This is a genomic window from Actinoplanes xinjiangensis (assembly GCF_003148685.1).
Taxonomy (GTDB): Bacteria; Actinomycetota; Actinomycetes; order Mycobacteriales; family Micromonosporaceae; genus Actinoplanes; species Actinoplanes xinjiangensis.
On the sequence record NZ_QGGR01000002.1, the window covers coordinates 375,968 to 397,234 of the forward strand.

Consider the following 21,267-nt stretch of genomic DNA (forward strand, 5'->3'; position numbering starts at 1 on the left):
GATGCGGGTACTGCTGGTCACCGCCCTCACGCCGGTGCTGTGGGGGACCACGTATGCGGTCACCACCGAGTTCCTGCCGCCCGACCGGCCCCTGCTCAGCGGGATGCTGCGGGCCCTGCCGGCCGGTCTCGTGCTCCTCGCGCTCACCCGGCGGCTGCCACGCGGCGCCTGGTGGTGGAAGTCGGCGGTGCTCGGGGCACTCAACATCGGCATCTTCTTCGCGCTGCTGTTCGTCACCGCGTACCGGCTGCCCGGCGGGATGGCGGCGGTCCTCGGAGCGGTGCAGCCGCTGCTCGTGGCCGGGCTCAGCGTGCTCCTGCTGGGTGAGCGCGTCGCCGGGCGTACCGTTGCCGCGGGTCTGATCGGGGTCGCCGGCGTCTCCCTCGCGGTGCTGACCGTTTCCGCCCACCTCGACCCGGTCGGGGTCGTCGCCGGCCTGGCCGGCGCCGGATCGATGGCGCTCGGCCTCGTTCTCACCAAACGGTGGGGCCGGCCCGGCGTCTCGTTGCTCACCGTCACCGGCTGGCAGCTCACCATGGGAGGTCTGCTGCTGGTCCCGGTCACCCTCCTGGCGGAGGGCCCGATTCCCGCACTGTCGGTGACGAACCTTTCGGGGTACGCCTACCTGAGCCTGATCGGGACCGCGCTCGCCTACACCCTCTGGTTCCGCGGCCTCGACCTGCTGCCGGCGTCGCGGGTGTCCCTGCTCAGCCTGTTCGCGCCGCTCACCGCGACGATCGTCGGCTGGGCGGCGCTCGGCCAGACGCTGACGCCGGTGCAGCTGACCGGGATGGCGCTCGCCTTCGGCGCCGTCGTCTGGGGACAGTCAGTGCATGTCCGCCGTCGTCACGATCCGCTTCGGGTAGCCGCCGCGGGCCGCCCGCAGCATGGCCCGGCCGACCTCGTCGGTGGTGGTGACGTAACGTGGCGCCACCCGGCGGATCAGCGGGACCAGCGGCGCGATGACCGTGTAGGCCGTGTCGTACCAGCCGGTCCTCGCCCGGACGCCGTGCGTGGGCTGGATGAAACCGGGGCGGAACGCGAAGCCGTTACGGAACATCGCCATGATCTCCCGCTCGGTGCGGGCCTTCACCCGCGACCACATCAGACGGCTGTCCGCGTCGGTGCCCTCCCCGGAGACGTAGACGAAGGTCAGATCCTCGCCCAGCGGAGCAAGAGCGCGGGCCGCGGCCATCGGGAAGTCGTAGGACACCCGGGTGTAGGCGGCCTCGTCCATCCCCACCGATGACACACCCAGGCAGTAGAAACAGGCGTCGTAGCCGGTCAGCTCACCGGCGAGCGGGCTCAGATCGGCGAAGTCGTCCAGGGTGACCTCGCGCAGTTTCGGATGCTCGACACCGGTCGGGCTGCGGGTCACCACCAGCACCCCGGTCACGTCCGGTGCGAGCAGGCACTCCCGCAGCACGCCCTGACCCACCATCCCGGTCGCGCCGAACACGATCACCCGCATGCTCCCAGTGTGCCGCGTGCGGGGGCGGAAAATCGTCGTACCCCGGGCCTAGGGTCGTCGTGTGCCCGTTGAACGATGGTCCGCCGCCCAGGTCGAGGCGCTCGCGCCCGATCCCGCCTCGCTGCGTAACGCGCGTGCTGCCGCCGGCCAGTTCACCGCCACCGGCCTGACCGGCGACATCCTCTGGGGACTGTGCCGGGGGTATCAGGTCGCCGCCGATCTGGCCGGGCCGGCGTACAAGTGCTCCTGTCCCAGTCGCAAGATCCCCTGCAAGCATGTGCTCGGCCTGCTGCTGCGCTGGTCCGCCTCCGGCGTCTCCTCCGGATCCGGCTCCGCTGACCCGGCTGTCGAGGCCGGCCCTTCTGATCCGGCCCCCGGATCCGTCTCCGCTGACCCGGTCCCCGGTTTTGTCGCCGCCTGGCAGGCCGCTCGTGCTGCTCGGGCCGCCCGGTCCACGGTGTCCGCGCCCGATCCGGTGGCCGCGGCCAAACGCGCTCAGGGCCGCGCCGACCGGGTCGCCGGCGGTATGGCCGAGCTGCGCCGATGGCTCGACGACCAGATCGGGCAGGGCCTGGCCGCGGCGGGGCGGGCCGGGCCGCAGCCGTTCGAGACGATGGCGGCCCGGCTCGTCGACGCGCAGGCGACCGGGGCGGCCAACACGGTCCGGCGGCTCGGCGGTTTCGCCGGGGTCGGGCCGCAGTGGGCCGACCGGCTGCTCGGCGAGCTGGCACTGCTGCGGCTGCTCGTCGCCGGCCACTCCCGGCTCGACACGCTCGATTCGGCGCTCGCCGCCACCGTCCGGTCCCGCGTCGGCTTCCCCACCCCCACCGAGGAGGTGCTGGCCGGTCCCCGGGTCACCGACCGCTGGCAGGTTCTCGGGCAGGTGGAGACCGACGACGGCGCGCTGACCAGCCGGCGGACGTGGCTGCACGGCGCCGACGGGCGGTTCGCCCTGGTGCTGACGTTCGCCGCGCCCGGCCGGCCCCTGCCCGCCGATCTGATCCCCGGCACCGAGTTCCGCGGCGACCTGTGCTTCCATCCGGGTGCGGCGCCGCTGCGGGCGATCGTCGCCGAGCGCGCCTCGGCGGCCGAGCCGTTCGGCTCCCCCGACGGCGCGGGCACCATCAGGGCGGCGCTCTCCCGGTGGGCGGCCCTGCTCGCCGCCGACCCCTGGCGGTCTGACGCACCGATGCTCCTCTCCTCGGTGCGGCCCACGTCCGACGGTCACCTGGTCGATGCGGAGGGATCCGCTCTCCCGCTCGCTCCCGGCCATCGCTCGCCCTGGTGGCTGTTCGCCGCGGCGGGCGCAGCCCCCGCGACCGTCGCGGCCGAGTGGTCACCGGCCGGATTGCGTCCCCTCGCAGCCTGGGTCGATGGGCTCTTCGTGCCCGCCGCGCCCCCGGCACCGGATCCGTCCTCCCGGCGCGCCGCCGAACTGCCACCGGAGCTGCTGACGGCCGCCCTGGTCGGCACCGGCCGTCGGCCGTGGTCGGCGTTGTCGGTGCAGGTCGGCGCCCTGACAGTCGACCTTGTTTCCGCTGTCACCCGCACCGCGGGGAGTTCACTGCCGGTTACCACGGCCACCCACACCGTCGAGGGGCCACCGCCAGCAAGCCCCGTCATCCGCACCGCCGAAAAGGCACCGTCGGCAACCTCCATCCCGCACACCGCGGAGACGTCACCGCCGACAACCCCTGCCACCCACACCGAGGAGAGTTCCCCGGTCGGGTCGGGTGTCTCCACTGGGCCGGCGGGCAGTTCGGCGGTCGGCGGGGAGGGAGCCGCCGCGGCACTGCTGGAAGCGGCGGCTGTGGCGCTGACCTGCCGCCGGGCGGGGGTGGAACCGGAGACCGGACGGGTTCCGCTGGCGCCCGCGCCGGCCGAGTCGGATGCTCTCCTGCCGCCGGCCGCCGCGGTCCGGCTCGCCCGGATCCTCGGTGGCGGGGCGCCCGGCGGCGGCCACCACGAGCAGGAACTGCTCGCTCAGTGGCTGACCGCGGCCGCGGCGCGGGGCGGCATCGTGCCACCGGTGATCCTTCCCGATCTGCTGGAGGCGGGCCGCCGCAACACCTCGGTGCGGGCCGACGTGGCGCGGGTCGCCGGGCGGCGCGGCGCCTGGCTGGCCGGGCAGCGCGCCGACTGGCGCTGGCTGCTGAACGAGGCGGCGCCCACCCTGACCGGCGACTGGACGACGGCGACCACCGCCGAACGCCTCGGCCACCTCACGGCACTGCGCGCCACCGATCCCGGCCGGGCCCGTGAGCTGTTGGAGAGCACCTGGGCCGAGGAGTCCTCGGAGAACCGGGCGCGGTTCCTCGCCACGTTCGGACCCGGCCTGTCCACCGCCGACGAGCCGCTGCTGGAGCGTGCCCTCGACGACCGCCGCAAAGAGGTCCGCGAAGCCGCTCTCGATCTTCTGCGTCACCTGCCCGGTGCGGCCCTCGGCAGGCGGATGGCCGCCCGCGCCCGGAAGGCGGTCCGGCTCGACGGCTCCGGGCGGCTGATCGTCGAACCACCCACCGAACTCGACCACGACCTGCGGCGTGACGGCGTCGGCGCGACACCGGTCCGTGGCATCGGCGTCGGCGCCTGGCTCCTCGAGGAGGTCATCGCCGGCACCCCGCTCGAGACGTGGACGCCGCGTGCACAGCCCGGCACCCCGGCTGTTCCCGCGACCACGGCAGGAGTCGATCCGACCGAACCGACCGAAGACCGGCCAGGGGCCTTGACCTCGGGTGATCGCGACCCGGCCGGATCGGACGACAGCCGGCCCGGCGCCTTCACCGCGCGCGACCTCGACCCGGCCTGGTGGCTGGCGGCGGCGCGCGGGCATGACTGGGCGGTTCCGCTGCTGCACGGGTGGGCCAAGGCCGCCGTCGTTCAAGGGGATGCCCGGTGGGCTTCGGCTCTGCTGGCCGCCGACGGCGGGGCGCTGCGCGAGGCGGTCCGGTGGGACCTGCACCTGGTATTGCCCCCGGAGGTGCTGGCCCGGCTCGCCATCACGGCGCTGCGGTCCGAGGACGGGTCCGCGCAGCGGCTGCTCGGGCTGCATCCGGGGCCGTGGCCGGACGGTCTGGCGGTGGCCGTGCTGGAGACGGTGGAGCAGCGTGCTCGTACCGACCGGCACACCTGGCAGCTCGGCGAACTGTGCCGGGCGGCCGGGCTGGCCATGCCACCCGGATACGCCGACCTCGCCGGGCGACTGGCCGCACGCCTCGATCAGATCGTCGACCCGGCCCGGGTACGCCCGGTGGCCGAGTTGGCCCGCACCCTCACCTTCCGCCACGAGATGCTTCAGGAGCTCCAGTGAACGACGGCACGATCCCGACGGCCGGTGAGAAGACCGCTGGTGGACGGACCGCCATTGAGCAGTCCGCCATTGATCAGACCGCCACTGATCAGACCGCCACCGAGCGGGCCGCCGGCGGGCAGGGCCCGGCAGGGGTCATGCGGCCGCACGCCGAGGAGCAGTATGCGGAGGAGCTGGCCCTGCTCGCGGCCGCCGACGAACGGCCCCGGCCTCCCGGCTGGCGGCTGTCGCCACAGGCCGTGGTCACCTATCTGCTCGGCGACGGCGCGAAGATCACCCCGAAGTACGTGGGACCCCGCCGGCTCATGGAGGTGGCCGTCTCCACCCTGGCGACCGATCGGGCCCTGCTGCTGCTCGGTGTTCCCGGCACCGCCAAGACGTGGGTGTCCGAGCACCTCGCGGCGGCGATCTCCGGTGATTCGACGCTGCTCGTGCAGGGCACCGCCGGCACCGCCGAGGAGGCGATCCGCTACGGGTGGAACTATGCGCGGCTGCTCGCCGAGGGCCCAACCGACGCGGCGCTGGTGCCGAGCCCGATCATGCGGGCCATGCGGACCGGGTCGATCGCCCGGATCGAGGAACTGACCCGGGTGCCGTCGGACGTGCAGGACGCGCTGATCACCGTCCTGTCGGAGAAGTCGCTGCCGGTTCCCGAACTCAACACCGAGGTCCAGGCGCTGCGCGGGTTCAATCTGATCGCGACCGCCAACGACCGGGACCGCGGTGTCAACGAACTGTCCAGTGCGCTGCGGCGGCGGTTCAACACGGTGGTCCTGCCGGTTCCGGCCAGCGCCGACGACGAGGTGGAGATCGTCGCGCGGCGGGTGGCCCAGCTAGGGCGGGCCCTGGAGCTGCCGGAGGTGCCGGCCGCGATGGAGGAGATCCGCCGGGTGGTGACGATCTTCCGGGAGCTGCGGTCCGGGATGACGGAGGACGGGCGTACCACCTTGAAGTCGCCGACCGGGACCCTCTCGACCGCCGAGGCCATCTCGGTGGTGACGAACGGGATGGCGCTCGCCGCCCACTTCGGCGACGGCACGCTGCACCCCGGCGACGTGGCCGCCGGCATCGTCGGCGCGGTGATCAAGGATCCGGTGTCCGACGGGGTCGTCTGGCGCGAATATCTGGAGACGGTGGTCCGGGAGAGGTCCGGCTGGCTCGACTTCTACCGGGCCGCCCGCGATGCCTGAGCGGATCTACGGGATCCGGCACCACGGGCCCGGCTCGGCCCGCGCGGTGGTGCGGGAGCTCGACACGCATCCGCCGGAGGTGCTGCTGATCGAGGGCCCGCCGGAGGCTGACGACCTGGTCCGGTGGGCTGCGGACGGCGGTCTGGAGCCGCCGGTGGCGCTGCTCGGATACGCGACCGACGACCCGGGCAGGGCGGCGTTCTGGCCGTTCGCGGTCTTCTCCCCGGAATGGCAGGCCATCCGGTGGGCGGTCCGGCGCGGCGTCCGCGTCCGATTCTTCGATCTTCCGTACGGCTACCGCGTCGCGCCGTCCGCGGCCTCGCCGGAGGCGGTGGCCGACGGAGCCGTCCACCCGTCACCACAGGCGAAAGGGCCGGCGGGAGTTTCGGGAACGGCACCGGGCGCCGGGCCGAAGACCGACGGTGAGCATCTGACGGAAGCCGGCGCGGGAGCCGGGCCGGAGAACGCCGGTGAGGACCTGACGGAAGCTGTGCCCGAGACCGTCGGTGGGCATCTACCGGGACCAGGCGCGGGTGCCGGGCCGGACGGTGAGGACACCGCGTCGGGGCCGATGCGGCCGGTGGATCCGATCGCGGAGTTGGCGGCCGCAGCCGGGTACGACGATCCGGAGCGGTGGTGGGAGGACGTCGTCGAGCATCGGGGGATGCCGGTGTTCGAGGCGATCGCCGAAGCCATGACGGCCATCCGGGAGCACGCGCCGGAGGATCCGGACGATCTGCTGCGCGAGGCCTTCATGCGGTCGGTGCTGCGGGAGGAGCGGCGCCGGCACGAGGACGTGGCCGTGGTGTGCGGGGCGTGGCACGTTCCGGCGCTGCTCAGGAAGGTGCCGGTCAAGGACGACACCGCGCTGCTCAAGGGCCGGCGTAAGGGGAAGGTGGCGTTCACCTGGGTGCCGTGGACCTACGGGCGGCTGGCGTCGTGGTCCGGGTACGGGGCCGGGGTGCGCTCCCCGGGCTGGTATCACCACCTGTTCACCACCGGGGACGACGTGGTCACCCGCTGGCTGGTGGACGCGGCCGGAGTGTTGCGGGCCGAGGGTGTGCCCACCTCGTCGGCGCACGTGATCGAAGCCGTACGTCTCGCCGAAGCCCTGGCCACGCTGCGCGGGCGGCCGCTCGCCGGGCTGGCCGAGGTGACCGAGGCCGCCGAGGCGGTGATGTGCGACGGCGAGCCGTTACGGTCCGAGTTGATCGCCCGCAGGCTGGTCGTCGGCGAGCGTCTCGGGGCCGTGCCGGACGACATGCCGGCCGTGCCGCTGGTGCGGGATCTGACCGCGCAGCAGCGGTCGCTGCGGCTCCGACCGGATGCCGCCGAGCGCGCCCTGGACCTGGATCTGCGGCAGGACAACGACCTGCGGCGCAGCCGGCTGCTGCACCGGCTGACGGTTCTCGGCGTGCCCTGGGGCCGGCGGGCCACGACCCGGCGCGGGACCGGGACGTTCCGGGAGGAGTGGCGGCTGGCGTGGCAGCCGGAGTTCGCGGTCCGGCTGGTCGAGGGCGGCATGTGGGGCACGACCGTGGTGGCGGCGGCGACCGCCCGGGTCACCCGGCGTGCCCGGGAGGCGTCGGCCCTGGCCGAGGTCACCGAGTTGGTGGAGACGTGCCTGCTCGCGGATCTCGCGGAGGCGTACCCGTCGGTGCTCGCCGCCCTGGACACCCGCGCCGCGCTGGACGCTGACGTGCATCATCTGATGGCGGCGATTCCGGCGCTGGCCAGGACGCTGCGGTACGGCGATGTGCGCCGCACCGACGTCGCCGGGCTGGCGACGGTGACCGCGAGCCTGCTGGGCCGGGTGTGTGCGGGGCTGCCGTCGGCGGCCGGTTCGCTCTCCGACGACGCGGCGCGGCAGTTGCGGGACGGCATGGACGGCGTTCATCAGGCGGTCGGGCTGCTCGCCGACGAGTCGCTGCGGGACCGCTGGCTGGCCACCATCGGCTCGCTGGCGACCCGGCCGGGGTTGCACGGGCTTGCGGCGGGGCGGCTGACCCGGCTGCTGCTGGACGCCGGGCGGCTGGACGGCGCCGAGGTGCGCCGGCGACTGCGACTGCCGCTGACCGTCGGCACCCCGCCGGCGCACGCGGCGGCCTGGGTGGAGGGGTTCCTGTCCGGCGGCGGGCTGCTGCTGGTTCATGACGAGGCGCTGTTGTCGCTGGTGGACGACTGGCTGGCGGACATCCCGGCGGAGGCGTTCGACAGTGTGCTGCCGCTGTTGCGGCGTACGTTCGGCGGTTTCGACTCCGGGGAACGGCGGGCCATCGGCGAGCGGATCGCCGGCGGCAGATCGGCGCGGACCGGGCCGATGATCATGATCGACACGGGGCGGGCGGCTGCTCCCCTGACGACACTGGGCGCGCTGCTCGGCCGCCCGCTGAGCGTGGGAGGACCCCCACCCGGGAGCGCCGTGGCGGCCGAAAACGCCGGGGAGGCCGGGAACGCCGTGGCGTCTGAAAAAACCGAGGGGGCCAGGAGCGCCGTGGCGGCCGAACAAACCGGGGAGGCCGGGAACGCCGTGGCGGCCGGCGGCGCCCGGGAGGCTGGAAGCGCCGTGGCGGTGGCCGGATCGGGGGAGGCATGAGCGACACGGATCAGGCGGCCGCGGAACGCAGGCGGCGGTGGCGGCTGGTGCTCGGCGGAGCCGCGGACGAGCCGCTCGGCAAGGCGGACGGGCGGGACGGGGCGATGGACGCCGCGATGGCCGCGCTCTACGACGCCGGCGCCTCCGACGAGCGGCCGGCACAACGGTCGGCGGGGCTGGGTGGTTCGGCGCCGAAGGTGGCCCGCTGGCTCGGCGACATCCGGGAGTATTTCCCGGGAACCGTGGTGCAGGTGATGCAGGCCGACGCCATCGAGCGGCTCGATCTGACCCGGCTGCTGCTGGAACCGGAGATGCTCGCCGCGGTGGAACCGGACGTGCACCTGGTCGGCACGCTGCTCTCCCTGAACCGGGTGATGCCGGAGGCCGCCCGGGAGACGGCGCGGCAGGTGGTCCGTACCGTCGTGGAGCAGTTGGAGCGCCGCATCGCGCAACCGACCCGCACCGCGGTGACCGGCGCGCTGAGCCGGGCCGCCCGGATCAGCCGGCCGCGGCACGCGGACATCGACTGGGACCGGACGATCCGCGCGAACCTGAAGCACTATGTGCCGGAGCACCGGACGGTGATCCCGGAACGGCTGGTCGGGTACGGCCGGCGGGGCACCGCCGTGCAGCGGGACGTGGTGCTCTGCGTCGACCAGTCCGGTTCGATGGCCGCGTCGGTGGTGTTCGCCGGGGTGTTCGCGGCGGTGCTGGCGTCGATGCGGTCGCTGCGGACCTCGCTCGTCGTATTCGACACCGCGGTGGTCGACCTGACCGATCAGCTGGCCGATCCGGTGGAGGTGCTGTTCGGCACACAGCTGGGTGGCGGCACCGACATCAACCGGGCGATCGCCTGCTCGCAGCAGCTGATCACGCGGCCACGGGACAGCATCTTCGTGCTGATCAGCGACCTGTACGAGGGTGGCGTCCGGGAGGACATGCTGCGCCGGGTGGCCGAGATGACGGCCGCGGGTGTGCAGGTGGTGGTGCTGCTGGCGCTCTCCGACGAGGGGGCGCCGGCCTATGACCACGAGAACGCGGCCGCGCTGGCGGAACTCGGTGTGCCGGCGTTCGCGTGCACCCCGGACGTGTTCCCGGATCTGATGGCGGCGGCGATCGAGCGTCGCGATCTGCGGGCCTTCGCCGATCGGGGCACCTCTTGAGCGATCCCCTCGATGTAACTACCGTAAGATCTATGAGTGCTTACCTGACGAACCATCGTGAGTGGCAGGAGAGCTGGGACCGGCAGCAGGCGGCCTTCATGCCGGACCGGGAGGAGCGATTCGCGGCGATGCTCGAGGCCGTCGCCGCGGTCACCGGCGGCGAGGCACCACGGCTGCTCGACCTGGCCGGCGGCACCGGCACCATCTCGCTGCGTACGCTGGCGCGCTTCCCCGACGCCCAGGTGACCGTCCTCGACCAGGATCCGGTGCTGCTCACGATCGCCGGATCGTCGCTGCGGGACCGGGCGACCGTCGTCGACGCCGACCTGGGCGACCCGGGCTGGCGGGCGAAGCTGCCGGCGGAGCCGTTCGACGCGGTCCTGACCGCCACGGCGCTGCACTGGCTGCCGGCCGAGCGGGTCGCCGCGCTGTACGCCGAGATCCGGGAGGTGCTGCGCCCGGGCGGACTGTTCGTGAACGCCGACCACATGACCGACGAGGGCCTGCCCGAGCTGTCCCGCCAACTGCTCGATCACGCCCGGGCGCGACGCGAGGCCCGGTACGCGACCGGCGCGGCCACCTCCTGGCCACAGTGGTGGGCGCTGGCCGCCGCCGACGGCCAGCTGGCGCCGAAAGCCGCCGAGCGGCAGCGGATCTACCCGTCCGACCAGCACAGTCAGGAGTGGACCCCGCCGGTGTCGTGGCATGTCGAGACGCTGCGCGCGGCCGGCTTCCGGGAGGCGGGCATCCTCTGGCGAGGCGGCACCGACGCCGCGGTCGCCGGCCTTCGCTGACCTGCCCGCCACCCCGATCGGCGCAGGCTGCGCACGACCGCGCCGGCGGGCCGGGCCGGTAGTGGTCAGGCCGCGCCGGAGGGCCGGTCGGTCCAGCGCAGGAAGCGTTCGAAGAGTTCGGAGGCGGGCGTCCGGGGCATGTCCCGGGCGGCCTCCTCCAGGTGGTTCCACATGAGGACGGCCAGGTCGACGCGACCGTTGGCGCCGGCCAACTGTTCGCGGGCCGGGTCGCACGGCCAGGGCCGGCCGCAGGCTCGGCAGTCCCACGACGGCCGGGCGGGATCGTGATCCGCCTGGTCGCCGGTCACGTGCCGCCACCTCCCCCGCTGCGGGGCACGACGGACGTCCGCCGGATCCGCCCGCCCTCGAACCCGCGTGTCCACACGATGCGCGTGCATCGGCTGACGGTCAACCGCCCGAACCGGCCCCTCGCCGGTCCGGGTGACGCCCGGCCGGGGCATCGGCACCGGTCGTTGCATCCCGGTCACGCACGGTCCAGCCCGGCGACGCAGGCCGCATGCTGCGGCAAGGGCGATTCCCGATCGAGGGGTACGGCCGGAGCACGGTGCCGCACCGGCCCGGTGACGAGATACCGACAGTGTTCGTCGATGAACCGAATCCCGCCCGATATGTACCTTTCTTTGGGAGCATGAGGCGAGACGACCGGCCCGGGACGGTGACATGGCCTACGACGAGCACCACGAACACGACGAGTACGCGACGACCGAGGGCGGCCTGTACGCCTCCGCGTCGGTGGAGGACCCGGACCGGGCGGCGCGACATCGCCGACGGCTGGCGGCCGGGATCACCGGGGCCGTCGTGGCACTGGCCGGCGCCGGGTTCCTGATCACCCGGTTGATGAACGAACAGCAGCCGACCCTGCCGGAACCGGCGGCGCTGGCTCCGCAGACGACTGAGGCGACGACCGCGCCGACGCCGGAGGAGACCGCGCCGGTGACCCGTACCCCCAAGGTCACCAGGCATGCCGTGCCCGTCGAGCAGAGCCCGGCACCGCCGATCGCGGCGAGCCGCGCGGCGAGCCGGGCGGCGAGCCCGGACGCGGCCGAGGCCCGCGCCTCGGCCGCCATCGAGGAGCTGCGCGAACGGCTGCGGGTCAGCGAGCGGACCAGGATGGTCGAGCAGCCCTACGAGGACGGCACGATGACGGTCCTGGCTTCGTGGCGGGACGTCACCGGCGAATCGCTGCTGCGCAGGGCGCTGGACGCCGGCACACCGGCCGGGAACGGCGTTCGCTGTACGACCAGGCTCAGCAACGAACCGGACTGGGATCCGGGTCCGCCGCCCACCCTGATGTGCTGGCGTACGTCGGCGTCCCGGAGTGTCGTCGTCGTCTCGACCGCGTCGTCGACGGGCGCCGAGGCCATCGCCGCCTCCGCCTCGCTGATCGAGACCGAGTGGCCGAAACTCGACTGACCGGCACCGACGCGAACCGCGGCGGGACCCGAGGGGTCCCGCCGCGGTTGTCGGAGCGGATCGGTCAGGCGACGAACTCGCCGCTGGTGGCACCGAGGATCGTGGTGCTGGCCGGAACCACCACGCGGTAGGTCTGGCCGCGGCTCAGGCCGGTCAGCGTCGCCTTGGCCGGCGACGTCGGCGCGGTGTAGGCGCCGACCTTGCGCCAGACGCCGGCGATCTTCTGCTGGATCTCGGTCGACCGGCCGGTCGCACCGGTCAGGGTGATGTGGGCCTGGCCCCAGGTCGCGGGAACCACGGTGACCGCGGCACGGACCTTCCAGCTGACCGTCGCCGAGGTCGCCGCCTCGTTCGCCGCGGTGGCGGCGGCCTTCAGGACGACCTGGTAGGACGCCTTGCCGGCACGGTCCACCCGCACGGCGCCGAAGTCGTCGGTGACGGCGGCGGTGCACAGCTGCGCGGAACCGGCCTCGGTCACGCAGACCGAGACGGACTTGCGGGACCACACCTGGCCGCCGGCCTTGACCGTAAACGTGGTGCTGGTCGCGGTGCCGTGGACGACCTCGCCGCCGGCCGTGTTCGCCGTGATGACCGGAACGGCCTTGACCGGGGTGCCGGTGGCCGGCGGGGTCGTCGGGGCCGTGGTCACCGGCGCGCTGGTGGGCGGGGTGGTCGGGGCGGTCGTCGGGGCCTTGGTCACCGGCGCGGTGGCCGGCGGGGTGGTCGGGGCGGTCGTCGGCGCCTTGGTGGGCGGCGTGGTCGGGGCCGTGGTGGCCGGGGCCAGCGCGTTCAGAGCGGCGAGCGCGTCGATGCGGCCGTTGCCGAAGTCGTTGTCGAAGCCGGCACCGCCCAGGTCGACGGCCGACTTCTCCAGCGTCGCCTCGATCTGGTCCGGCGTCAGCGAACCCTGGTAGCTCTTCATCAGCGCGGCGACCGCGGCGACGTGCGGCGACGCCATCGAGGTACCGCTCATCGTCTTGTACTGGCCACCCGGGGCGAGGCTGAGGATGTCGGTGCCGGGCGCGGCGACGTCGACGTAGTTGCCGGCGTTCGAGTAGACACCCACCCGGTCGTTCGAGTCGGTCGCGGCCACACCGATGACACCGGCGTCGGCGGCCGGGTACGACGTGGGGCTGCCCTGCTGACGGCTGTTGCCGACGGCGGCGATGACGGTCACGCCCTTGCTGCGGGCGTACGAGATGGCGTTGCTCACCGCGGCGACCTGCTGCGTGCCGCCCAGCGACATGTTGATCACCTGCGCGCCGTGGTCGGCGGCCCACGTGATGCCCTCGGCGGTGTCCGACATGTTGCCGCTGCCGTTGTCGCCGAGCACCTTCACCGGCATGATCTTGACGTCCGGGGCGACGCCGGAGATGCCGACCGCGTTACCGGTGACGGCGGCGATCGTGCCCGCCACGTGGGTGCCGTGCCCGTGCCGGTCGGTGGTGGCGCCCTCCCGGTCGGTCGTCGCGTCGAGACCGCTGACCATGTTGGCGGCCAGGTCCGGGTGGGTGCCGTCGACACCGCTGTCGATCACGGCGACGACCACGCCGGCGCCGGTCGACTTCTGCCACGCCTCGACAGTGTGGATCTTCGGGATGTCCCACTGCTGGGCCCGGTAGGTGTCCGAACCGGTCGGGGCACCGAGGGCGTACACCGGGGCGTCCATCTCGACGCCGACCGCACCGTCCGCCTTCTGCGCCTCCTCGACCAGCTTGATCGCGGAAGCCTTGTCGGTCGCCTCCTTGACCGTGACGACCGGCCGGCCGTTCTCGTCGATCGTCGTGGAGACCACCCGCGCCGGCTGCGCCTCGGTGACCGTCGCCGGCACGATCTGCTCCGGCGCCGTGGTCAGGCCGTAAGTGACCGGCGCCCAGTCCGCCGAACCGCTCGGAAGGGCGAGAGCCCCGACAGCGGCGAGAGCCCCCGCAGCGACGGCACCGACGGCGTACTTACGGATCTGAACCTTCATCAACTGCGTTCCCCCCGTTTGGCTGGCTACGAGATAAAGATTCGGGCCCGGGGGTTGTAGAGACGGTTGACGAAATGGTGCACATCAGGAGCGGGCCTGCGGGCCCGCTCCTGATGGGTTCGATCGGTCGGCGGTGGGCGCGGTTGAGTGGTCGCCCTCCGCATTTACGGGGTGGGGCGGCCGCCCTTACCGGCATAGCCGGCAATGCCCTCGGCCTCGGCGGCCTCACGCAACAGCAGGTGGTGAGCGGCGATGACGGGGGCGGCCCTCCGGGCGAGCGCCTTCACGGACGGGTCGCCATCCTCCTCGAGGTACCCGCTGATCAACTCCATGGTCGCCCGGTGAGCGGCGAGTTGAGTCAGGATGAAGTGCTCGTCGAAGGTGTCGGCGCCGGCCGCCTCGTAGGTGCGGATGAGCGACTGCTGCTCCGGAGTGGGCTGGCTGGGTAGATACACCCGCAGCTTGCGAGCCTCGTGATAGATCGCCGCATTCAACCGGATGTGGTCGCGCATGAGGGCTCCGGCGACGGTCTTCACCTCCGGAGTCGTCGTCTTCTGCCAGGCGATGCGGCCCGCGGCGATCTCGGCGAGGCCACCCTGGTGCGCAGCCACGAGAAAGGCGGCGTCCTCCGGCGAGGGACCGGCGGCCTGCACCGGAGTGGGCGCGAGGGCCAGAAGGCCGGCCACCCCGAGAGCCGTCAGCATGCGGCGGAAAAGCATAGAAGTCTCCTTATCGAGCAGAATTACCCTATGCGTATGGTATGAGTAATTCTTGCCTTTTGAGGCCGTTCAAGCGCTCTGCCCGCGGTGGACCCAGGAAGGCCGGCGCCAGGGCTCTCGGGATACTCTCAGCTTCGAATGCGGGGTATTTGAGACGTTTTGTGACTGCCGTTGGCAGCATGGGATAGCGGAGTCCGCCTCATGAACCCGGCGGACCGACAGCCGAAACCCGAGGGACAGGACGACATGACCACGCATGACGATGACCGGCCCGGCGACGACGGCTCGCGAGGCGCGGCGCCCACACCGCTCGTCCGATCGAGGCGTCACCGCCTCAGGACGGCGGCGGGGATAACCGGCCTGGCCGCGCTACTCGGAGCCGGCGCATATGCCACCACCAGTCGGATCGTCGGCGACGGTGACACCGAGACGCGGGACGTGACCGCCGTCGGCCAACCCGCACAGCGGGCCACCGGGCCGGCAGAGCCGACCGTCTCGAGCTCGGCACCGACACCCGGCGCCGGTGGCTCGGCGCCCTCCACGGGAAGCGCGACCGGAGCGGCGCAGCCGGTGAACCCACCGGCAGCGGAGCCCACGGAGAGTAAATCGGTGAGGCAGCAGATCGTGGAGGCGCGGGAGAAGGCGGCCAAGGACGGCATCCGGGTGCAGCGCGCCCGGACGCCGGCGCCCGACGTGGCCGCCCCGGTCGGCGAGGTCACCGAGGCCACCGAGCCATTCCAGGACAACGGCACGCTGCGCACGATCTCGGCGCGGTACGACCTGACCGGCCAGCGGGAGCTGCTCTGGATCGCGAACGAGGGCAAGAAGGTCGGCGACGCCCGATGCACTCAGAAGTTCCAGTTCAGCAACAACACCACACCGCGTGAACGCCCGACCATGCTGCTCTGCTGGCGGACTTCGCAGGACAAGAGCGTTATGGTGCTCGCGGTCACCCCGGAGGGACGACCCGACGCACGGGACGCGGTGGCCAAGCTCGACACGCGGTGGAGGGCCATGGGCTGATCCGGAATGTGGGATCGGTATTCCACTGCGTCGCCGCGTCCAGTGTGGTGCAGAGGAGATCGCGTTGACGACGAAGCAGTGGCCCGGAACGTGAAGCTCCGGGCCACTGCTTTCAGGAACCGATGGATCAGTACTCCGACACCGTGAAGCTCGCACCACTCGAGACTCGCGAGTACTGCGTCGCGGGGTCGAGGGTCGTATCCGCGATGTCGTTCACCACGACCAGGCTGTACGCACCGTCGGGCACGTCGGCGCCCAGAACCAGGCCGCCGGCACTCAGCGTGTTGGCGAGGTCCAGGGTGCAGATCAGCTCGTTGTCACTGATCACCGTCGGCGTGGTGCACTGCGTTACCAGGCCGGCGTTCAGGCCGGAGCCGTTGTTCGCGGTGGTGAACCAGGCGTTGTTGACCAGGAACACATAGGCGCCGGTGGCCGGTGCCACACCGCCGGTCGCGGCGGAACCCCAGCCCGTGATGCTGCTGAAGCCGGCACCCATCACATCGATGGTCGGCGTGGTGTTCGTCGCCGCGGCCGTCGGTGAGATGGTGATGCCGTAAGAGTAGGTGAACTCGGCCAAGGTACTGGTCTGGGTACCGGCAGCGGTCGTGACGCTCAATTTGACCTCACCGGCCGCGTGCGCGCTGGTCGTTCCACTGATCGAGGTCGCGTCGACAACCGCGACATCCTCCAGCGGGCTACCTCCGAGTGAGGCGCTGAGGGTGGCGCCCTCGGCCGTCGGAATGCCCGTCAGGCCGGTGATGACGATGTCGGTGCCGCCCTGAGCCGGGCCGCCGCTCGGGACGATGGCCGGGTTGGCAGCCCCCAGCGCCGGCGCCACGGTGTAGGCGGCCGGAGCCGCGATCAGGTTGCCGGCATTGCTCATGAAGAGGCAGGTGTTCCACGCGGTGGTGGAGGCACCCGGGTCGACCACCACACCGACCGGGACCAGGACCGCCACCTTGCTGGTGGAGATCTTGGTGACGGTCACGGCGGGCACGTGATCACCGGTGACACCCGCGTAGGTGGACGGGCAGTTGCCCTTGGTGAAGGTGACGGCAGGCGACCCGCCGGTGATGACGGCCGAAGGCGTGGTCACGGTGATGGTGTTGGTACCACCGGAGTTGCCGGCCTTGGGACTCAGCGTCGGTGCGGCCATCGTGGTGTACGTGGTGGTGCCGAGCAGGGCACCGGAGCCCGTTCCCGCATAGATGCACAGGTTGTAGGTTCCGGCGGCCAGCGCGGGGGCGGTGATGGTGGCCACCGTGTTGCCCACGTTCTTCGTGGTGGTGGTCGCCGCGGTCGCAGAGGTCGTGTTGTAGGTCGTGGCACACGCACCGACCGACGCCAACTTGAACACGGCGGCGGGCGCCGTGCCGGAGGCCAGGTATGGCCCGAGTCCGGTGGCGGTGATCGTGACTCCGGCCGAGGTGGAGCCGATCGTCGGGCTCAGCGCGGGGGCGGTGTTCAAGCCGTTCAGCACCAGGGTGTCGGTCGAGTTCACCGACAGCGGGGTGGTGCTCGAGACGGCGCCGGACGTCACGCCGTAGATGCAGGCACGGTAGGTTCCCGCGGCGAGTGAGGGGACCGTCATGGTGGCGGTGTCCGGGTCGTTGACGACCACGGTCGCGGCCAGGTTGGTGCTCGAGGTGGTGCCGAACGTCGTCGGGCAAGTGCCGCTGTTGGCGACGAAACGTCCGGAGGCGGCCGTGATCGAGGTGAAGGCGCCGACCGACGTCATGATCGTGGTGCTGCCACCACCGATCGGCCCGACGTCCGGATCGATGGTGCCCGCCACCGCATAGGCGGGCGCTGCGGTACCGGCGACGACCGCTGCGGCCGTAGCCACCACAGCGGCACCAGCCCGGAACGGCCGGCTGCCGGTTCTTGATGCGGACTTGCGCATGCGAGGTCCTCCTACGGTTTCTACGAACCGCGTCGTCGGATGGGTGAGCCCGCACGTGTCGTGACGGCGGGCCGTCTCGCAGGAGCGTAACGCGGCATTTCCGGTGAAATACCCTGAACACGAGTTTCGCTCGGAGATATGCGATGAGCATCTACAAACATCGTTTAATGCATTTCTGGTCCCTCTACATCGTGCCCACACTCGAGGGCCGGATACGCAAGACGACACCTCAGCGCAGGGGCACATCACGGCCGGGGCACTGGTGGAATTGAGCTTTCGGGCAACTCTCAGCTAGCGATTGCGGCGATTCAGCCCGGCTCGCCAGGCCCATTGGAAGCATGGGTCTCGAGGTCCGCCTCCCGACTCGGCGGGCCGGACAGCCGAAACCCAAGGGGCAGAGACGACATGACCATGCACCACGACGACCGGCCCGGCGACGACGGCACTCCGATGGCACCGATGGCACTCGTACGCCCGCAGCGTTCCCGCATCAAGCGGGTGGCAGGCGTGGTCGGCCTGGCCGCGGTCCTGGGATCCGGTGCCTACTTCACGACTCTGTCCGTCACCACGGACAACGAAGCCGAGCGCCGCGAGGTGACCGCGCTCGGCACCCCGCACTCAGCGAGCACCGTCGATCCCCGACCATCCGCATCCGGCTCAGCCGGGACATCGGACGGCACCCCGGAAACCGGGAAGACCGGCGGCGCCATGCAGGCGGCGAAGGCGGAACCCTCCTTCGAGGAGCCCGCCGAACGTGTGCGAAAGGCCCGCGAGGCGGCCGCCAAGGACGGCGTCGAGATCACCCGCCCGCTGCCCGCCCGCACGGAGAACCCGGCCGGCGAGGCCGCCGCGCGAGCTGCCGAGGAGGTCACCGTCGGCTCGGCCAAGGAGGGCGGAACAATGCGGATCGTGACGGTACGAGGAGATCTGAGCGGTCAACGCGAGATCGGCTGGGTTGCCGGTGGCGTCAAGAAGCACGGAGAAGTCGAGTGCTCGCAGCGGTTCAGGCTCTACAACGAGCAGGAGCCCAAGACCCGTCCGAATCTCCTGGTGTGCTGGCGGACCAGTGCCGAGCGCAGCGTCATCGTGGTGGACACGAAGATCGGGGGCCGGCCCGCGGTCGCGAAGAGCCTCGCGGTCATCGAGCGGGAGTGGCGCAAGCTCGGCTGATACGCGTCACGCGAAATGCCAGAACGGTGGCCCGGAGCCGAAGCTCCGGGCCACCGTTCGTTGATGGCAAGCCGTCAGAAGGAGGAGACGGTGAAGGTGGAGGCGCTGGAAACGCTGCTCTGCACATAGCTGGGATCGACGTGCACCGCGTTGAGTGCCGCGTTGCTCACGTACTGCAGGTTGTAGGCACCCTCGGGAACAACGGTGTATCCACTGCTGATGACCGCGTTCACGGTGCCGGCAGCCGTGGCCACGACGTCAGCCGAGTTCGCGGTGTTCCGCATGACCGCGGTCGCACCCCCGCCGGCGATCGTGTAGACCGTCGTGCCGGCAGCGGGAATGCCCGTACCGGCGATGAACTTGCCCGCGTCGGTGGCGCTGGTCAGGACAGGTGTGATGCCCGCCAGGTTCATCTCGGTGCCGCCCCCGATGTTGGTCGTCACCGCGACGACCTTGGTGTCCGTGGAACCCGCGACGGTGATCGTGGTGTTGTCGTTGGCGCTCACGGTGCCGGAGGCGGGGTTGGACATGATCGCCTCGGTGTCGCTGTACACGGCCGAGATCACTGTTCCGGCCGGGATCAGCGGGGTGGCAGCCGTATCGATGACTGCCTTGCCCACGTCGCTCTGGTCGAAGGTGGTTGCGGCTCCCGCGGTGAGCACCCGGCTTCCGGTGGTGATCTTGAAGTCGATCGCGGCCCCGTACTTCGGCGCCGCCCGGAGGACCGTCTCGCCGGCTGTGTCCAACCGCTTGGTCAGGTCCAGCCTGCAGACCAGCTCGCTGTCACTGAGCACGAGCACCTTGCCGCAGTCGGCAACCGCCGGGTTGGCCCGGTAGGCCGCGCCGTTGACGGCCGCACTGCTGTAGTTGCCCCTGACCAGGAAGATGTGCGCCCCGGTCCCGACGGTGGCACTCCAGGCCGCGCTCTCGAAGCCGATCCCGTTGACGATCACATCGATGGCCCGGGTGTTCGGGGCCGTCTTGGGATTGGCCACCAGTGCACTCGTGAACGAATAGGCGTTGAGGAGGGTGTGCGATCCACCCGCCGTGGTGGTCACCAGGGCGACGCCGTTGGCCGGCGCGCGCTGCGGGGTACGAGCGGTGAACGCCGTGGCACTGATCGGCGTGATCTCGGTCAGCGGCACACCGCCCAGCGTCGCGGTGATGGAGCCGGGCTCGGTCGGGAACGCGGTGCCGGTGACCGTGATGATGCTGCCACCCAGCGAAGGCCCGGCCTTGGGCGAGATGCCGACTGCGGTCTGGACGGTGGTGACCCGGTACGGGTAGCTCGCCACCAGAGCGGAGACCACTCCGGGAGCACCGGCGTCGTCGGTGGAGTTCTGATAGATGCACAGGTTCCAGGGAGCCAGTGTGGTACCGGGATCAGCGGCGCCTGAGGGCACGGTGACCGCCAACCGGTTGTTGGTCACCTTCCGGATCCGATCGGCCGCGGCCGGCACCTCGGCCGTGTCGTCGTCGTACTCGGCGGGGCATGCCGCGGCGGTGAACAGCACACCCGGTGCATCGAGGCCGGCCAGGAATGGCTCCGGCGAGGTGACGTCGATGTTGTTACCACCGCCGTACGGGCCGACGGTCTGGCTCAGGGCCAGTTGGGAGGCGGTGTAGACGGATCCGGAGATGAACGGGGCGGTGCTGCCCACGCCGTTGTAGAAGCACAGGTTGTACTTCGTCGGGACGGCGGTCGTGGAGGTCACGCTGGCCGGCACGACGACACTCGCGGCGGCGTCACCGGTCCTGGTGACCGTGGCCGCGACGCCGGCAGCCGGTGCACCATAGGTCGTCGGACAGTTGTCCGTGACGAACTGTGCGCCGATGGTCGCGACACCGGTGAACACATTGGTCGCGGTGGTGATACCGACGGTGTTGCCCCCACCGGTCAGACCCACGGCCGGGTTCAGCGCCGGAACCGTTCCCACGTAGAACGAGTAGCCGTTCTGGTTGCCCTGCCGGGCGGTGGTGTCATCGTCATAGAAACAGGCCACGTACCTCTTGGCCTGACCGTTGGTACCCGCCGTGGCACCGGCGGGCGAGTCGAACGACACCGTATCGGTCACGTCACTGGACGTGACCCCGGTCTGGGTCGCGGCCAGGACGGTGGCCGACGCCACCGGCAGCGTGCTGGCACAGACCGGGGCGACGGTACCGGGTGCAGTAAGGACGAACACCCGGTTCGCGGTGGTGTTCGAACCGGTGGTGAGGGTGACGCCGTCGGTGTCGACGACGGTGACCCTCCCGCCGACACCCACCACCGGAGGACTCACCGTGACAGCGGCGAACGCCGCCGACGGGGCCACCAGCAGAGCGGCACCGACCGCCCCCGTGGTCAACCCGGCGGCCGCCGCCACCCGGGCTTTGGAGCGTGACTTGGACTTACGCATGCGAGGTCCTCCTACGGGTCCCCATGGACCACGTCGCTGGATTGCTGGGCCCAGACGCACGGGTGAACCGTCGCGGGCCGTCTCGCCCGAAGCGTAACGATCCGTGGGGATTCAATCCGGGGA

Annotated in this window: 14 protein-coding genes and 1 pseudogene; 9 read left to right on the top strand and 6 right to left on the bottom strand. The window is 71.7% G+C overall.

Annotated elements, in window-relative coordinates:
- Window position 1 precedes the first annotated feature (1 nt).
- Window positions 2–805 (top strand): annotated as a pseudogene (locus BC793_RS51060) (EamA family transporter); the annotation flags it as partial.
- Window positions 806–826: 21 nt separating this feature from the next.
- Here BC793_RS51060 and BC793_RS51065 read toward each other — a convergent pair.
- The gene (locus tag BC793_RS51065; protein WP_239170107.1) at window positions 827–1,471 is read right to left on the bottom strand and encodes a Rossmann-fold NAD(P)-binding domain-containing protein; all 645 of its coding nucleotides are present in this window, start codon (window positions 1,469–1,471) and stop codon (window positions 827–829) included.
- Between the two features lie 61 nt (window positions 1,472–1,532).
- On the opposite strand from BC793_RS51065, the gene BC793_RS05230 reads away from it, so the two are divergent.
- From BC793_RS05230 to BC793_RS05255, 5 genes are read left to right on the top strand one after another with little or no spacing between them, the layout of a single operon-like run.
- On the top strand, window positions 1,533–4,781 hold the full coding sequence (locus BC793_RS05230) for a DUF5691 domain-containing protein (RefSeq protein ID WP_239170106.1): 3,249 nt from the start codon (window positions 1,533–1,535) through the stop codon (window positions 4,779–4,781).
- Window positions 4,778–5,971 (top strand): ATP-binding protein, encoded by a 1,194-nt coding sequence (locus tag BC793_RS05240; RefSeq protein ID WP_239170105.1) that lies wholly within the window; start codon window positions 4,778–4,780, stop codon window positions 5,969–5,971. The genes BC793_RS05230 and BC793_RS05240 overlap by 4 nt, the downstream gene beginning before the upstream one ends.
- Window positions 5,964–8,567 carry a DUF5682 family protein gene (locus tag BC793_RS05245; RefSeq protein ID WP_239170104.1) on the top strand — a complete coding sequence of 868 codons (2,604 nt, stop codon included), beginning with the start codon at window positions 5,964–5,966 and terminating at the stop codon, window positions 8,565–8,567. Before BC793_RS05240 ends, BC793_RS05245 begins: the two co-directional genes overlap by 8 nt.
- Window positions 8,564–9,730, top strand: coding sequence for a VWA domain-containing protein (locus BC793_RS52210; protein WP_109589718.1), 1,167 nt, complete (start codon window positions 8,564–8,566; stop codon window positions 9,728–9,730). The genes BC793_RS05245 and BC793_RS52210 overlap by 4 nt, the downstream gene beginning before the upstream one ends.
- A gap of 32 nt (window positions 9,731–9,762) precedes the next feature.
- Window positions 9,763–10,524: a class I SAM-dependent methyltransferase gene (locus BC793_RS05255; protein ID WP_109589720.1), complete on the top strand. Its 762-nt coding sequence runs from the start codon at window positions 9,763–9,765 to the stop codon at window positions 10,522–10,524.
- 65 nt (window positions 10,525–10,589) lie between these two features.
- Here the strand turns inward: BC793_RS05255 and BC793_RS05260 are convergent, their stop codons facing one another.
- A complete protein-coding gene (locus tag BC793_RS05260; RefSeq protein ID WP_109589722.1) occupies window positions 10,590–10,832 on the bottom strand; it encodes a hypothetical protein in 243 nt (80 codons plus the stop codon).
- A gap of 373 nt (window positions 10,833–11,205) precedes the next feature.
- On the opposite strand from BC793_RS05260, the gene BC793_RS05265 reads away from it, so the two are divergent.
- Window positions 11,206–11,958, top strand: coding sequence for a hypothetical protein (locus tag BC793_RS05265; RefSeq protein WP_109589724.1), 753 nt, complete (start codon window positions 11,206–11,208; stop codon window positions 11,956–11,958).
- Window positions 11,959–12,022: 64 nt separating this feature from the next.
- Here the strand turns inward: BC793_RS05265 and BC793_RS05270 are convergent, their stop codons facing one another.
- Window positions 12,023–13,930 (bottom strand): S8 family peptidase, encoded by a 1,908-nt coding sequence (locus tag BC793_RS05270; RefSeq protein WP_109589726.1) that lies wholly within the window; start codon window positions 13,928–13,930, stop codon window positions 12,023–12,025.
- Between the two features lie 164 nt (window positions 13,931–14,094).
- Window positions 14,095–14,649: a DUF4142 domain-containing protein gene (locus BC793_RS05275; protein ID WP_109589728.1), complete on the bottom strand. Its 555-nt coding sequence runs from the start codon at window positions 14,647–14,649 to the stop codon at window positions 14,095–14,097.
- 609 nt (window positions 14,650–15,258) lie between these two features.
- On the opposite strand from BC793_RS05275, the gene BC793_RS48720 reads away from it, so the two are divergent.
- Complete coding sequence (locus BC793_RS48720) at window positions 15,259–15,672, top strand: hypothetical protein (RefSeq protein WP_146246188.1); 414 nt, start codon at window positions 15,259–15,261, stop codon at window positions 15,670–15,672.
- 127 nt (window positions 15,673–15,799) lie between these two features.
- Here BC793_RS48720 and BC793_RS05285 read toward each other — a convergent pair whose 3' ends face one another.
- Window positions 15,800–17,518 (bottom strand): IPT/TIG domain-containing protein, encoded by a 1,719-nt coding sequence (locus BC793_RS05285; RefSeq protein ID WP_158319200.1) that lies wholly within the window; start codon window positions 17,516–17,518, stop codon window positions 15,800–15,802.
- A 462-nt stretch (window positions 17,519–17,980) separates the two neighbouring features.
- On the opposite strand from BC793_RS05285, the gene BC793_RS05290 reads away from it, so the two are divergent.
- Entirely contained in the window at window positions 17,981–18,745 is a 765-nt protein-coding gene (locus tag BC793_RS05290; RefSeq protein ID WP_109589734.1) for a hypothetical protein, read from the top strand.
- 74 nt (window positions 18,746–18,819) lie between these two features.
- On the opposite strand, the gene BC793_RS05295 is transcribed toward BC793_RS05290, so the two are convergent.
- Entirely contained in the window at window positions 18,820–21,144 is a 2,325-nt protein-coding gene (locus tag BC793_RS05295; protein WP_109589736.1) for an IPT/TIG domain-containing protein, read from the bottom strand.
- Window positions 21,145–21,267: the final 123 nt, after the last annotated feature.

Coding starts and splice junctions, on each gene's coding strand:
- BC793_RS51065 (WP_239170107.1), bottom strand. CDS start 1,471: ATGCGGGTGATCGTGTTCGGCGCGACCGGGATGGTGGGTCAGGGCGTG.
- BC793_RS05245 (WP_239170104.1), top strand. CDS start 5,964: ATGCCTGAGCGGATCTACGGGATCCGGCACCACGGGCCCGGCTCGGCC.
- BC793_RS52210 (WP_109589718.1), top strand. CDS start 8,564: ATGAGCGACACGGATCAGGCGGCCGCGGAACGCAGGCGGCGGTGGCGG.
- BC793_RS05255 (WP_109589720.1), top strand. CDS start 9,763: ATGAGTGCTTACCTGACGAACCATCGTGAGTGGCAGGAGAGCTGGGAC.
- BC793_RS05265 (WP_109589724.1), top strand. CDS start 11,206: ATGGCCTACGACGAGCACCACGAACACGACGAGTACGCGACGACCGAG.
- BC793_RS05270 (WP_109589726.1), bottom strand. CDS start 13,930: ATGAAGGTTCAGATCCGTAAGTACGCCGTCGGTGCCGTCGCTGCGGGG.
- BC793_RS05275 (WP_109589728.1), bottom strand. CDS start 14,649: ATGCTTTTCCGCCGCATGCTGACGGCTCTCGGGGTGGCCGGCCTTCTG.
- BC793_RS05290 (WP_109589734.1), top strand. CDS start 17,981: ATGACCATGCACCACGACGACCGGCCCGGCGACGACGGCACTCCGATG.
- BC793_RS05295 (WP_109589736.1), bottom strand. CDS start 21,144: ATGCGTAAGTCCAAGTCACGCTCCAAAGCCCGGGTGGCGGCGGCCGCC.